This window comes from Pedobacter sp. AC212 (assembly GCF_979258625.1).
Genome location: NZ_OZ409870.1, coordinates 2,835,849 through 2,851,354 on the forward strand (window position 1 = coordinate 2,835,849; position 15,506 = coordinate 2,851,354).

The 15,506-nt window shown below is 41.5% G+C and carries 10 protein-coding genes; 8 read left to right on the forward strand and 2 right to left on the reverse strand.

Annotation, left to right across the window (positions count from 1 at the left end; translation table 11 throughout):
* The first annotated feature begins 9 nt into the window (after positions 1 to 9).
* The 5 genes from ACZZZC_RS12310 to ACZZZC_RS12330 all read left to right on the forward strand — a co-directional run bounded on the left by ACZZZC_RS12310 (position 10) and on the right by ACZZZC_RS12330 (position 9,136).
* Entirely contained in the window at positions 10 to 3,150 is a 3,141-nt protein-coding gene (locus ACZZZC_RS12310; RefSeq protein ID WP_463487327.1) for a SusC/RagA family TonB-linked outer membrane protein, read from the forward strand.
* A 10-nt stretch (positions 3,151 to 3,160) separates the two neighbouring features.
* On the forward strand, positions 3,161 to 4,690 hold the full coding sequence (locus ACZZZC_RS12315) for a RagB/SusD family nutrient uptake outer membrane protein (protein WP_463487328.1): 1,530 nt from the start codon (positions 3,161 to 3,163) through the stop codon (positions 4,688 to 4,690).
* A gap of 77 nt (positions 4,691 to 4,767) precedes the next feature.
* The gene (locus tag ACZZZC_RS12320) at positions 4,768 to 6,165 is read left to right on the forward strand and encodes a glycoside hydrolase family 30 protein (RefSeq protein ID WP_463487329.1); all 1,398 of its coding nucleotides are present in this window, start codon (positions 4,768 to 4,770) and stop codon (positions 6,163 to 6,165) included.
* 17 nt (positions 6,166 to 6,182) lie between these two features.
* Positions 6,183 to 7,934: a cellulase family glycosylhydrolase gene (locus ACZZZC_RS12325; protein WP_463487330.1), complete on the forward strand. Its 1,752-nt coding sequence runs from the start codon at positions 6,183 to 6,185 to the stop codon at positions 7,932 to 7,934.
* A gap of 89 nt (positions 7,935 to 8,023) precedes the next feature.
* Positions 8,024 to 9,136 (forward strand): cytochrome c3 family protein, encoded by a 1,113-nt coding sequence (locus tag ACZZZC_RS12330; protein ID WP_463487331.1) that lies wholly within the window; start codon positions 8,024 to 8,026, stop codon positions 9,134 to 9,136.
* 140 nt (positions 9,137 to 9,276) lie between these two features.
* Here the strand turns inward: ACZZZC_RS12330 and ACZZZC_RS12335 are convergent, their stop codons facing one another.
* The gene (locus tag ACZZZC_RS12335; protein ID WP_463487332.1) at positions 9,277 to 9,864 is read right to left on the reverse strand and encodes a Crp/Fnr family transcriptional regulator; all 588 of its coding nucleotides are present in this window, start codon (positions 9,862 to 9,864) and stop codon (positions 9,277 to 9,279) included.
* 123 nt (positions 9,865 to 9,987) lie between these two features.
* Between ACZZZC_RS12335 and ACZZZC_RS12340 the strand changes: the two genes are divergently transcribed.
* The 3 genes from ACZZZC_RS12340 to ACZZZC_RS12350 all read left to right on the forward strand — a co-directional run bounded on the left by ACZZZC_RS12340 (position 9,988) and on the right by ACZZZC_RS12350 (position 12,672).
* Positions 9,988 to 11,055 (forward strand): SDR family oxidoreductase, encoded by a 1,068-nt coding sequence (locus ACZZZC_RS12340; RefSeq protein WP_463487333.1) that lies wholly within the window; start codon positions 9,988 to 9,990, stop codon positions 11,053 to 11,055.
* A gap of 292 nt (positions 11,056 to 11,347) precedes the next feature.
* Positions 11,348 to 12,364 (forward strand): alpha/beta fold hydrolase, encoded by a 1,017-nt coding sequence (locus ACZZZC_RS12345; protein WP_463487334.1) that lies wholly within the window; start codon positions 11,348 to 11,350, stop codon positions 12,362 to 12,364.
* A complete protein-coding gene (locus tag ACZZZC_RS12350) occupies positions 12,361 to 12,672 on the forward strand; it encodes an alpha/beta fold hydrolase (protein ID WP_463487335.1) in 312 nt (103 codons plus the stop codon). The genes ACZZZC_RS12345 and ACZZZC_RS12350 overlap by 4 nt, the downstream gene beginning before the upstream one ends.
* A 120-nt stretch (positions 12,673 to 12,792) precedes the next feature.
* Here the strand turns inward: ACZZZC_RS12350 and ACZZZC_RS12355 are convergent, their stop codons facing one another.
* A complete protein-coding gene (locus tag ACZZZC_RS12355; protein ID WP_463487336.1) occupies positions 12,793 to 15,492 on the reverse strand; it encodes a TonB-dependent receptor in 2,700 nt (899 codons plus the stop codon).
* Positions 15,493 to 15,506 lie beyond the last annotated feature (14 nt).

The window sequence follows — 15,506 nt, forward strand, 5'->3', positions numbered from 1 at the left end:
TAATTTTCTATGAGAAGAAGATTTACATTCGTATTCTTCATTTACTGTCTCTTGGCATTTCCCTTTGTACTTTATGCTCAGGATATTGCCGTTACAGGAAAGATCACCGACCAAAAGGACGGTAGCCCATTACCTGGCGTAACAATTAAGCTTAATGGATCTTCCAGGGCAGCATCTACCGATCCTAACGGCGTGTTCACTATTCAGGCGCCTGTTGGTGGAACGCTTACGATCAGCCTAATCGGTATGAACAGTCAAACGGTTACTATACCTTCGGGAGGGAAGGTTAATGTATCATTAACAACCAATTCTCAGGATCTGACTGACGTTGTCGTGATCGGTTACGGCGTGCAAAAGAAAAGTGTGGTAACTGGTGCGATCTCAAGTGTTCGTGCTGCGGATTTGGAGAATCAACCAACAACCACCAGGATTGAGCAGGCACTTCAGGGTCGTACTTCCGGTTTAACTATTGCTGCACAATCTGGCCAGCCTGGCTCGGCATCAACTGTTCGGCTCCGTGGATTTACTTCCTTTGGAGGTAAAAATGATCCATTGTGGGTAATAGACGGGGTTGTGGTAGACAATGGTGGTATTGGTTATCTTAACCAAGCTGATATTGAGTCGATTGAGGTGCTTAAAGATGCGGCTTCAGCAGCTATTTACGGTGCCAGAGCTGCTTCAGGTGTGATCATCGTGACTACCAAAAAAGGAAAACAGGGTAAAATTGAAATGAGCTACAATGGCTATTACGGACAGGCCAAGGCAGCAAAGAAACTCGACCTCCTAAACGCCACGGAATATGCAACTTTGAGAAATGAAGCATATACCAATGATTATGTTTCAGGAACATTTACTTTGCCTTTTGCCAATCCAGCGGCATTTGGTGAGGGTACCGATTGGCAATCCACGGTATTCAATGACAATGCAGGCAGACAAAACCACGAATTCTCCATCAGTGGGGGCGGTGAGAAATCCACCTTTTATCTTTCAGCAGGTTATTTCAAGATTGATGGGATTGTAGCAAAGGACGTCTCAAAATTCAACAGGGCAAACATCAGGATCAATTCTACACATAAACCCTATAAATGGTTGACTATCGGAGAAAATCTTGGTTACAGTCATGCCATTACTAATTCTGTGGGGAATACCAATAGTGAGTTCGGTGGACCATTGAGTTCTGCGATCAATTTAGATCCGATCACTCCAGCCATTATCACTGATCCGGCTGTTGCCGGAGCTGCTCCCTACAGTACCCAACCGGTATTTCGCGATCAGTTTGGAAATCCTTATGGTATTTCCACAAGAGTGGCGCAGGAGATTACCAATCCACTTGGAGACATTCGAAGAAGAATCGGTAATTACTCGTGGGACCATAACATTGTGGGAAATGCTTTTCTGGAAGCGGAACCGATTAAAGGACTTCGTTTTCGTTCCACTTTGGGTTCAAAACTGGCTTTTTATGGCAGTGATGGATTCAATCCGATTTATTACTTAAACTCTTCTACAACCAATACCAGAACGCAGTTTTCACGTAACATCAATTACGTAATTACCTATAACCTGGAAAATACGTTGTCTTACACCCGTTCATTTGGCAATCATAATCTAAGCTTACTAGTTGGTCAGGGTTCCTATAGCGACGGGTTCAGCAGAAGTGTAAGTACGACCTTTTTCGATGTTCCCGCCCAGGATTTTTATTCTGCCTCGATGAGATTCAAACCTGTTGCTACAAACAGAACTTCAGACGGCAGTGAGGGCACTGATCATAAAGTATTCTCGCTTTTCTCCCGGTTAACTTATGATTATAAGGAAAAGTATCTGTTTTCGGCATTGATCAGAAGAGATGGTTCATCACGCTTCGGTGCCAATAATAAATACGGTTATTTCCCTTCAGGACAGATTGGTTGGGTGCCAACCAAGGAAGACTTTTTTACTCAAAACAAAGTGGTTAACTTTTTAAAACTTCGTGCCAGTTACGGAGTAACCGGTAATGATGGAATTGGAGATTTCGCTTATGTGCCTTTAGTGGGAAGTGGCAGAAACTACACTTTCGGTAATGAAAACATCGTGAATATCGGTTACAGTCCTGCGGCTTCGGCGAATCCAGATTTAAAGTGGGAGGAAACCCGTCAAACCAACATAGGTATCGATGCTACATTGTTCGAAAATGTTAATCTGGTTTTGGATTGGTATAAAAAGAAAACAGTAGGTATCCTTCAAAATCCACCTGTACCGGGCTACATCGGAAGCGGAAGTCCGGCGGCCAACATTGCAGATATGTCCAATTCTGGATTTGAGTTCGAGCTTGGCTATCGCAAGAAGTTCGGAGAGATCAACTTCGGCATCAGTGGCAACGGATCATTCCTGAAAAACCGAATTGATAAATTGAGTCCTGGTATCAACTTTATTGATGATTCTCAGGCCACTTTCCAGACACTGGGAAACATTACCCGTACACAGATCGGTCATTCGTACAATGAGTTTTTTGGCTATGTAAATCAGGGAATTTTCCAGAGCCAGGCAGAGATCAACGCTTACCGTGGTCCAAATGGAACAGTGTTACAACCTTTGGCAAAACCGGGTGACGTAAAGTTTGCAAATTTAAATAACGATGAAGCGATTGATGTGAATGATAGAGACTTTATCGGAAATGGTCTTCCAAAATTCACCTATGGAATCACGCTGAACCTGGGATTCAGAAACTGGGACCTGATCGCTTTCGGTAGCGGCGTGGCTGGCAACATGATCTTTCAGGGACTTAGACGCCTGGACATACCAAACGCGAATTATCAGACTTCAAGGCTGGATCGTTGGACACCAACCAATCCGTCAGCAACACAACCAAGGTTAACAGATGCAGATCCGAATAAAAACCTGACCAAATTTTCTTCCCTGTATCTCGAAAAAGGAGATTATTTCAGGCTGAGGACTTTTCAGATCGGATATACTTTGCCTAAATCCATAGTCAGTAAAGTAGGCTTGCAAAAATTCAGAGTCTATGTTTTATCTGAAAACCTGTTTACCGCCACAAAATATACGGGCTACGATCCGGAACTAGGCTCGAATAACAGTGGAAATGCTTTTAGTATCGACAGAGGTCTATATCCTCAGGCCCGCTCTTTTGTATTTGGTATCAACGCTAATTTTTAAGGAAATGAAAATGAAAAATAAATTGACTTATGCCATCATCATTGCCGCAGGTTTAGCGACAGTAGCTGGCTGTAAAAAATATCTCGAAATCAATCCACAGGAACGTATTCTGCTGGATAACTATTATAAAACCCCGCAAGAGGCAAAAGCCGCACTTATTGCCATTTATGACCGTTTTGGTTTTCAGGCAGGTGGTTTATATGATAAAATTGCGATTATGGATGCTGCTTCTGATGATCAGATCGCCGGAGGCGGCGGTCCTTCAGACATCAATGATCTGCAAGTAGTAAATAATTTTACCCTTAGTGCCACCGTAGGCCCTCAGGGATATCTTTGGAATAAAGGCTACGCCGGCATATTTCGGGCAAATGTTTTTCTATCAAAAGTGGGAGATATCAGCATGGATGCAACCACTAAGGCCAATTATATCTCCGAAGCTAAAACTTTAAGGGCCATCTTTTATTTTGATCTGGTTCGTTTTTTCAAGAACATTCCTTTACTCACCGCGGCGGTTGATCCAAAGGAAATTTATAATGTAACACAGGCTGCCCCGGCTGATGTTTATGCACTTATTGAAAAAGATCTCACGGAGGCAATTCCGGGACTTCCTAACACCGTGGTGGCTAGAACAGATGGAGGCCGCATTACAAAAGGTGCAGCACAAGCTATTTTGGGGAAAGTTTATTTATGGCAGGGAAAAAATGCGCAGGCGGCCGAGCAGCTTGCCCTTGTGAACGGAACTACACCTGGACAAGCCAATTCGGTTTATGGATATAGGTTGTTAAGCAATTATGGTGACCTGTTTAAGGTGGCCAATAAATTCAATGCCGAATCCATCCTGGAAATTGTTCACTCTAATTCTTCTAATGGAGGTTGGAATGATGCGGGTGCTTCTGAAGGGAATTTGCTCAACATCATCACCGGACCACGTGGTTATAAACCAGGCCCTGGCGCTCCGGATTATTATTCGGGATATAGTTTTCTGCTTTTCACCAAAGAATTTTTTGATTTTATTCATTTTGATCCGCGAAATAAAGCTACTGTAGCCAATTTAGACAGCTTGCAGCGAAATGGAATCGCTACCTACGAAGCTGGCTATCAAAACACCGGTTATTTTCTCGAAAAAACAATCGGAAGAGTAGCCGATAAAGCGCCTACCGGACAAACTGAGCTTAATTTCCCACAGAATGCTTATGAAATACGTCTTGCAGATACCTATCTTCTTGAAGCCGAGGCATTGCTAGCCAGTAACGCAGCAGTAGGAACGGGGAGCAGGGCGTACCAACTGCTTAATGCGGTTCGTGCCCGGGTAGGATTAAACCCTGTTGCCGTAACGCTTGATAACATCATCAGAGAAAGAAGGGCTGAACTGGCAGGCGAAGGTCATCGTTTTCTCGATCTGGTGCGTTGGGGTAAGGCGGCAAGTTTGTTGGCTTATAAAGGCTTCAAGTCTGGAAGAAATGAGATCTTTCCAATCCCGCAGGCAGAATTAGCCAATACCAAACTGGAGCAGAATAAAGAGTACGGGGGTACAAAATAACTTGGTTAGTACTATTGTTTAATTGTTAGCAGGAGAGGGGGCGATCCTCTTTCCTGTTTTTTAATCTATGATCCGATATGACGAGACGAAAACCCTTAATTTTTTTAGTATTTTTTTTGCTTCTGAACGGCTTTGTGAATGCCCAGGTTGTGCAACAATGGCTGACCGTGGCTGATCGATCAGTGCTGTTTACCCGTCAAGCTGATCTTTTGCCTTCTACTGCTTCAAAAAATAACGCACCAACGATCACCATTGATGATAGGCAGAAATTCCAGTCTGTAGATGGTTTTGGCTTCGCTTTGACTGGCGGAAGTGCACAGCACATCATCAAGATGTCGCCACCTGCAAGGGCAGCACTATTGCAGGAACTTTTTGCCACCGGGGGAAATTCCATCGGTATAAGTTACCTCCGCCTGAGTATTGGCGCTTCTGATCTGAACGAGAAAGTATTTTCATATAATGATTTGCCCGAGGGTCAGACCGATCTTTCGCTTGAGCGTTTTGATCTTTCTGAAGATAAAAAGGACATTATTCCGGCCATGCGAGAGATTTTGGCCATCAATCCAAAAATAAAAATTATGGCATCGCCCTGGTCGCCGCCGCTCTGGATGAAAACCAGTTACGATGCACGTGGAGGAATGCTGAAGCCGGAATATTATGATGTGTACGCCCGCTATTTTGTTCGCTATATTCAGGAGATGAAAAAAGAGGGCATCGCTATCGACGCCATTACAGTACAGAATGAGCCACTGCATCCTGGAAATAATCCCAGTTTGTTAATGGCGGCTCCAGATCAGGCGATTTTCATTAAAAACAATTTGGGACCGGCATTTAAGGCCGCCAATTTAAAAACGAAAATCATCATCTATGATCATAATGCAGATCGTCCGGATTATCCCATAAGCATTTTAGATGATCCGGGGGCCAGTCAATACATTGATGGCTCGGCATTTCATCTTTATGGTGGCAAGATAGAAGCATTGAGCGATGTTCACCGTGCCCACCCGGATAAAAACATCTATTTTTCCGAGCAGATGGTGGTTGAACCGCCTGATAGCAAAACAATCAATATTATAAATCCTGTCAGGAGACTGATTATCGGTTCGATGAGAAACTGGAGTAAAAATGTAATTGAATGGAACCTTGCGGCCGATCCGGATAATAAACCTTTTACTGACCGCGGCGGCTGCTCCATGTGTCAGGGTGCAATTACCATCAATGGCGATCGCTTTACGAAAAACCTGGCCTACTATTCTATTGCCCATGCCTCAAAATTTGTTCGGCCGGGGGCGGTAAGAATCGCCTCTAACGAACTGGTAGATTTACCAAACGTTGCCTTTAAGACTGCGGATGGTAAAACGGTTCTCATCGTGGCCAACACGGGCAAGGAACTTATCAAATTTAATATCACTCATCACCAGAAAAACCTTAGTGCCAGTTTGCAGAAGGGTGCAGTGGCAACTTATATTTGGTAACTCATTAATTAAAAAATATGTCTCGTTTATATTCAGCTCTCTTCGTTATTTTAGTATCTGGCTTAAGTTTAAATGGTTTTTGTCAGGGTTTTTTGAGGGCAGACGGAAAAAAGATTGTCAATGCTAAGGGCGAAAACGTACTGTTGCGTGGTATGGGACTTGGTGGCTGGATGTTGCAGGAAGGTTACATGCTCAAAATTGAAAAGGAAGGCCAGCAATACAGAATACGCGAACGCATAGAAGCGCTTATGAGTCCTGCACAAACACAGGAGTTTTATGATGCCTGGCTGGCCAACCACGTTCGCAAAATTGATGTAGATTCTATGAAACGCTGGGGCTTCAATTCTGTTCGCTTGCCTATGCATTATAACCTTTATACGTTGCCAGAGGATAAAGAACCTGTGGCCGGCGAGAATACCTGGCTGCAAAAAGGGTTTCAGTTGACTGATAGTCTGCTTTCATGGTGCAAGGCTAATAATATGTATCTCATTTTAGATTTACATGCCGCTCCTGGTGGTCAAGGTAATGATGTGAACATCGCAGACCGCAATCCTGCTAAACCTAACTTGTGGGATAGCGAGGCTAACCAATTGAAAACAATTGCTTTGTGGAGGAAAATTGCTGAAAGATATAAGGATGAACCGTTTGTTGGTGCTTATGATATTTTAAACGAGCCAAACTATGGATTCCAAAATCCTTCGGCAGACCCTAACGGCACGCAGGAGAAGCTTAATGCACCTTTAAGAAAATTAATGATGGAGATCACTACTGCTATTCGTGAAGTGGATCAGCAACATATGATTATTGTGGAGGGCAACGGTTGGGGCAATAATTACAATGGAATTTTCCCCCTGTGGGATAAAAACATGGCAATCAGTTTCCATAAATATTGGAATTACAACGATCAGGCTTCCATTGCACACATGATTAAAGCCAGGGATGATCAAAATGCGCCAATATGGCTAGGGGAAACCGGAGAAAATTCAAATGTTTGGTTCAGGGATGCCATCTCACTTCTGGAAAGCAATAATATTGGCTGGTCGTGGTGGCCTTTGAAAAAAATTGGCGTGAATAATCCTTTGGAGATCCGATCTAATCCTAATTATGATGCCCTGGTAAAATACCTTAATAAAGGCGGGAATAAGCCCAAAGAGAGTAATGTGTATAGCGGCCTGATGGAACTCGCAATTTATAGCCGACTGGAGCAAACCATTATTCATAGGGATGTTATTGATGCCATGCTTCGTCAACCATCCAGTAATGAAACTAAGCCTTTCAAAAATCACCTGATCAAAAACGGTTCGATGATATATGCCGTTGATTATGATTTGGGCAGGAACAATATTGCTTATTTTGATCTTGATACGGCCGATTATCATGTTTCAACTAAAAAGCGCTCTGCAGGAAACAGGGGGAGAATTTATAGGAATGATGGTGTAGATATTGCCAAAGATTCTACGGAATATGAACGTTATTATGTAAACAACATTGAAAAAGGGGAATGGTTGCAGTATACGGTCGATGTTCCGAAGAGTGATAATTTTAAGCTTAAAATGAATACTGCTGCCGCTCATGGGAATGGAAAATTAACCATTATCGTGGATGGGAAGGTGATTGTCAAAGCTGTGGCTATTCCAGAAACAGGCAGTGAGAAGAAATTTGTTCCGTTTGAGATTAAGGATGTACCGCTTAAAAAGGGAACGCACAAAATCAGGATCGTAGCAGATGAAGGTGGCTATAATTTTAGCTATATTCAGTTCATCAAATAACCAATTATAATATCCCTTTGAAAGCTTCTATTCGCATCTCCTTAATTTTATCTGCCCTATTTTTTATCGTAATAGGGCTTTCCAGGTGTATGAATACAGATGACGCTTTGCCAAAAGATCAAAGGGGCGAAGATTATGCGGGGGCTAAGGCTTGCATGAAATGCCATCAGGATCTTTCCACGAGCTATGCGCACAGTGCTCATGGCTCCACCTCAAGGCCTGTAGTAAATGCCGAGTTACTCGCGATATTTGATAAGGATTCCAATACTTTTCATTACGACGGGCAGCGAAAGGTAATGATTGAACAAAGGAAAAACGGCATTTTTCAAACCGCTTATCTGGATGGAAAACAGGATCATTCAGAGCGGTTTGATATTGTGTTCGGCTCTGGGGAAAAGGCTTATACCTATGGTTATTGGAAGGTTAAAAAGTTGTATGAGCTGCCCTTGTCGTATTTTAGTGCAATCCAAAATTGGGCCATCAGTCCCGGCTTTCCAGGCAACAATTATTACTATGAACGCGGCATTACCAGCCGTTGTTTTGAATGTCATGGATCGTACGTTGAAAAAAAACTGACTCAAAATTCCGCATTTTCCCAGGAGGAAGAAATGGAGAAAGGATCAATTATCTATGGTGTTGATTGTGAACGCTGCCATGGTCCGGCAAAAGCACATGTGGTTTTCCATACCGAAAATCCAGATGAAAAATCCGCGAAGTTTATTGCCGTTTTTAAGTCACTAACAAGAAAACAGAAAATGGATGCTTGTGGCGTATGTCATTCAGGAAATACTTTAATGAGCCAAAAATCCGTTTTTTCATTTAAACCTGGAGATAATCTCGATGATTTCTATGTTCAGGATTTTAGAGGTTTTGGTGGTGCTGAATTGGATGTGCATGGTAACCAGAGTACCATGCTTCAGAGCAGTGCCTGTTATGTTAAATCATCGGCGATGACCTGCCAATCCTGCCATCAAACGCATGAAAATATCAAAGGAAATCTCAGTGCTTATTCGCAGAAATGCATGGGCTGTCATCAGTCGGTAGCGCACAGCAAAACTACGCTATCGAAGGGGATGTTAACTACTAAATGTATTGATTGCCATATGCCAAAAGTAGCCTCAAAACTGATTTCTTTTAAACAGGCCGGACGCGATCAGGTTAGTCCGTACCCGCTACGTTCCCATCGAATAGCTATTTATTAATTTTGGACTTCCTAGCGAACATAGTATTCCAAACATTAGGCAAAAAAAATCGAAAAAATTGGGTTACATCTGAGGGGAAATCACGAAAGCTCTAAACGGAATACTTACCTTAACGATATTTATGCCAAGCCTCTGTACCTTTATTTCCCTGCTGCTATTTTCCGCTTTATCCGGCTTAAAGTTTCAGGTGCTATTCCGAGATAGGACGCGATTAAGTGTTGTGGGATTCGGTCGATTACCTCCGGATTGGTTTCAATAAATTCACTATACCTTTCACTGGCAGAGTAGGTTATGGAATTTCGAAGTCTACGTTCTTTTGTCACAATACTATTCTGGTATAAAATTCTGAAAAACCGATCCATTTTGGGTACTCGAAGGGTGAGCGCTTCATAGTTTTCTTTGGAGATCAAAAGCAACTCAGCATCTTCCAGGGCATCAATAAAGGATACTGATTTTATTCCTGTTAAAAAGCTACTGAAATCAGATAGCCACCAGCCTTCCCATCCGAAAATACTTACGCGTTCGATTCCTTTTTCATCAACATTGAAAGTTTTCAGCAAGCCGCTGCACACAAATGCCATATTCCTGCAGACTTCACCCTCACTTAACAGGTATTGCTTTTTCGCTAATTGTTTAGGTATAAAATGCTCGAAAACCATATGCTTTTCTTCAGGAGAAAGCGATATTTTTCGATCAATGTGACTGAAGAGGATTTCAAAACTGTTCATGAACTTTATTGGTTTGGAATATTAGTACTACCTGTTGTTTGAAGATATGGATTTGCCCTCTTGACAAATATCAAGTGTATTTCAATATATGGACTATAACTTTGCACAAATAAAAAGAAAAATATGAAAAGGATAGCATTAGTGGTTGGAGCAAGCGGCATCACTGGAGGAAATCTGGCAGAAAAACTGATTGAACAGGGGTGGGAAACATACGGTCTTTCCCGAAACCCAAATACGGAGAATGAAAAACTTATACCTGTTGCGGCAGACCTGCTTGATTTAAAAAGTTTAGAAACCGGACTTACTAATATTTCGCCGACGCATGTCTTTATTACCACATGGATGCGCAATGATACAGAAGCGGAAAATGTTAGAGTAAACGGATTAATGGTACGAAACCTGCTGAGCGTCCTTTCGCCAAAAAAAACAGTAGAACATGTAGCATTGGTAACTGGGCTGAAACATTACCTTGGACCATTTGAGGCTTACGCAAAAGAAAGTTTTCTTCCGGAAACACCTTTGCGAGAGGAACATCCCCGCCTGGATTTGGAAAACTTTTATTACGCTCAGGAAGATGAAGTTTATGCCGGAGCTGCAAGAGATGGTTATACCTGGAGCATACATCGGCCGCATACGGTAATTGGCCATGCTGTTGGTAACGCCATGAATATGGGAACCACATTGGCAGCTTATGCTACGATTTGTAAGGAAACCGGAAATGCTTTTGTATGGCCAGGTTCAAGGGCGCAGTGGGAGGGAATATCTGATGTAACGGATGCAAGAATTTTAGCTGCTCATTTAATTTGGGCTTCGACCACAGACGCTGCAAAAAATCAGGCTTACAATGTGGTAAATGGAGATGTGTTTCGCTGGAACCGGCTTTGGAAGAAAATTGCCGATTACTTTGAAATTGCTAGTGTTGGCTTCAACGGTGACATAAATCCATTGGAAGATCAGATGAGTAATGCTTCTTCAGTATGGGCAGATATCGCCAGTAAATATCATTTAAAAGAAATGAACCTGGATCGTTTAGCCTCAGCCTGGCATACTGATCTGGATCTGGGCAGGCCAATAGAGGTGATGACCAGCATGTCAAAAAGCAGGAAATTCGGGTTTATGGAATATCAGGATACAGAGGAAACATTTTTCAATCTGTTCGAAAGTTTGCGTGGTAAAAAATTGATTCCTTAAATAAAGTTTTTTAACAAAAAAGAATCTTATCAGCTTACTTTTTTTCGGATGGAGCTAAAGCAATTCATCAGGCAATGGATTATAAAAAGGAATGTTTAAGCTGTAAAATCATACACAAGCATCCCGATTAAACCGAGCAAAAATGGTGCAGGTGCGGCGATCATAATGGAGGTGTAAAATGAATTTTGGATATTTTAATAATTTCTGCTTAGTGTTTTTGATAGATAAAATTAATTTGAAATTCTAATTTAGCGCCGAGATTGACTTTAGTAACATTGTTTTATTCTGCTATATGAGGTATAACACCATTCGGTTTTGCGCTATAATTTTCTTTTTTGCCTCCGCTTTGCCTTGCTTTGGACAACTTACTACCAGTAATGATCTTGGGATTGTACGGGAAATTCCAATTAAATCTTTTATAGGAAAGCGCTTCAAGGCAGGAGTGGATATCAAGAATATACCATCCGACAGTATTGGCCTGGCGGGATTCTTTTTTCTTCAGGTTGGAAAAGGAGATTATGATTTTGTTCCCGGAACAAGGCAATCGAAACCTGCTACTAATAAAGATTCTGCCTGGCATCACTATGAGATCGCCGGAACAGTAGCGTCAAGTGCACAAAAGGTATGGTTATATGTGAATACCCATGGAAATGGGGATTTTTGTTACGATAATTTTAGCTTCGAGGTGGAAACGGTTGCTGGTTCGTGGAAAAAAGTGGTTATCCCTAATGCTGATTTCGAAGAATCGCCATTGCCACTTAAAGGCTTTAGGGGCACTGAAACTTTAAAGGAAAAACAAGGGGTAAAAATAGAACTGGCACTGGATAGCGATCGAAATGTTCTTCATCATCTGCATATAAACTCCAGAAATGCAAAGATCATTTATCCTTATGGACGTGATAAGCTCAAAGGTAAATACATCGATGTTGCGGGCTCAAAAATTTACTATGAAACTTATGGATCAGGCGAGCCTTTGCTGTTGCTACATGGTAACGGTGGATCTATTAGTGATTTCAAATCGCAGATAGGGGAGTTTGCTAAGCACTTTCAGGTAATCGCAGTAGATACCAGGGCACAGGGAAAAAGTTCAGGAAATAGGTCTGAATCCCTTTCGTATGATCTATTTGCGGAAGATATGAAAACGCTTTTAGATAGTCTACATCTCAAAAATGTGAGTATTTTAGGTTGGAGTGATGGCGGAAATACCGGTCTTACTCTTGCCATTAAAAATCCTGATTACGTTAGAAGATTGGTAGTGATAGGCGCTAATCTTAATCCTGAAGAATCCTCTGTTATCCGAAAATTTTGAAGCAAACTAAAAGTGACCTGAATAAGCTAAAGGCGAAAAACAATCCTGATGATAAAAATACCATGCTGCTCCTCGAGATGTTATTAAGGGAGCCGCAGATTGATCAAAAGTCGCTTAAAAAGATAACCGCCAAAACACTGGTGCTTGCGGGTGAGAAAGATATTATTTTAGAGGCGCATACCCGATCTATTGCAGAGGGAATACCCGGAGCAGAATTACAGCTGCTAAAGGGTGCAACCCATTTCGCTCCAAAGGAAAATCCGTCAGCTTTCAACAAAATTGTGCTGGATTTTTTGATGAGGAAATAATCGCTATCATCTAGGTTCAGTCGCCTATTTTATGCGTAAAGATCTAGGGTCTATTCAAGATGCTCGAGCAAGCGTGAGATCAAAATCCATCTGAGTAAAAGCCAAAAATACTTTTAAATGTTATTTGATTCGGCCACTTTCATTCTCTAAAGCAGAAGTTCGGGTTCTTGGACCTTTTGAGTTTCCGGTAGAAAACTTGTAACTGAAGCTCAGTTTTAGTTGTCTGGTTTCAAAATAGCTATAGTTTCGGATGGTAAAATTTCCGATGCTTTGGAAGGAGTTTGCCTGGCTTCCTTTGAAAATATCACTATAAACAACTCTTAAAGTGCCATTCTTTTGCCAAAAGCTTCGCTGTAATCCTATGTCTACCTGACTACTTGGTTCAAAAAACTGATTTGCCCCAACAAGGCGTTTAGAGTTGTAAAATCCTATCACTTCGCCAACAAAGCCCTTGGGCAATCGGAATGTCTGCTGGAGACTTAATCTCGCAGCTGTTTGGTTAAGATCAAGGGTTGGGCTATTCCCGAAATCAATGTTGTTATTAAGACGGAAAAGCGTTCCATTAAAGGTGATATCCCACCAAGCCACAGGCTTTAACGATTGGGTTAGTGTTAATGCAACATGCTGTTGATTGCCCAGGTTTCGGGGAATCATAACAATTTTCGATGAACCGATGGTATCCGTGACTTCCATGCTGAAATCATTGGTATATGTATAACTCAGGCCGATGATGGTACTTTTGTGTACATATTGTATTAGTCCTCGATGGCTGATCTGAGGTTTTAGGACTGGATTTCCTTGCCAGAAAGAAAGTTCATCCAATAAATAAATAAAGGGATTTAGATTTTGGTAAGCTGGCCGATCTATCCTTTTGGAATAACTAAAAGAAAAGCTATGTGAAGGGGAGGCCGTTAAACTGGCGGAAAAGAAAGGGAAGAAGTTCGTGTAGTTTCGGTTGATAGTTTGTTGATTGCCTGAAATTTCGGAAACTGCTTCGAGCATACCTGTCGAACGCGAATTTTCAACCCTCAAACCGCTCTGGAGTTGCCATTTTCCAAATGGCTTCTTATAGTTAATGTAGCCACTGCTAATGTTCTCCTCGAAAGAAAATCTGTTCGATCTTGAGGGATCCAGCACTTCACCTGCCGGCTGGATTTCCAGAAACCGGGAGTTGTTTGAAGAGGATACGCTTGAATATTTCGCACCAGTCTCTAGTTTTCCTTTCCAAAGATTTGTCGTGTAATCGACTTTAACCGCACCTAAACTGATGTCAATACCATTTAATGAGCGATACAGGTTATCACTGAGTACAGTTTGATCATTCAACGTATACTTGTTAGATTGAAGGTTTCCTGCTCGTTTGGTAAAATTTCCATAGTCCGCGTCAATATTCAGGATTCTGCCTAACGTATCTTCAAATTTATAATTCGCGTTAAAATTATAACGTTGGGTACCTTGCGCATAATAGTCGTTCACTGCAGTGAGCGTTTGCTCCACTATCTTCGTCGACTCCAGGCCAATTTCGGTTTTGGTATCTGTTATTCCTCCACCAAAAAGGAAATTACCATTTAGTAATATGCCTACAGTACTTTTTTTATTAATCATAAAATCTGCACCAATTCTCGATCCGATTTTATTTCTTTTGTCAACATCATCTGTGAAGCTATTATAGAATCTACCCTCCTGAATTCGGTCTCCTCCGTAGAGATAAGAATAATAGCCGAAAAAATGACTATAGGAACCATAAAAATTGAATTTGTTTTTTCTATAGTTGATGGAAAGATCTTGATTGTTTCTCAAATAAACGCCATAATTTAGCCCTGAGGTGATGCTCATGTTCAAGCCATCTATAGTCGATTTCAAAGTCTTTACATTGATAATTCCAGCTGTACCTGCAGCATCGTATTTGGCTCCGGGACTGTTGATGATTTCAATTGATCTGATATTAGAGGATGACATCGTTTTAAGTAGTTCTGCAACTTCTCCGTTAGATAAATAAGTCATCTTTCCATCAATTAAGATCGATGCGCCCGATTTACCATTCAGCGAGATGGAATTATCACTGGCAACGCTGACACCTGGTGCCCGGGCTAAAAGTTCAAGTGCATTTGTGCCTTGTGCGCTGATGCTTTTGGAAACGTTGAAGACAATATTTCCATCATTCATTTCAATTACCCTTTGATTTCCATTAACCTGTACCGATTGTAGATTTTTAGATTGGGATTCGAGTCTGATCTTTCCAAAATCGTGTATCCCGATAGGATATTTATCCACTGGAAATTTTAGAATCAGGTTGTCATATCCAAGGGAAGTCAGCTTCAGAGTGAAACCATTATTTTTTCTCAAAGGATAGGAGAATTTAAAATTTCCATGCTCATCTGCAATGGTTCCACCTACCAATACTCCGCTTTCTAAAAGTGAAACTGTTACAAATGGAACTCCATGGTCATCGCTATTCATCACTTTTCCGGAAATGATCACTTGATTAGGACTCGATTTTTCAAGCTCCATCTCTCTGCTTCTAATCACAATTAACGACGCTGAAAGTGTTTGGGAAATCAGATTTTTGAAGGCTAGGACGCTATCCAATAATTTATTTACGTTTAGTTTATTTGCCTCTATTGATATCAACGTAGAATCGGAAACAATCTCGTTACTGTAAATAATGGAGTATCCGGTTTGAATCTGTATCTGCTTAAATAGCTCAATAATAGGCTGTTTATCAAGTTTTACTGTAACTTGCTGCGCATACGCTGATAAACTCGCAACGATGAATAACGCAAGCGTGATAATGAAATAATGATATTTTTTAGCAGTCATAGCCAACACTCTTA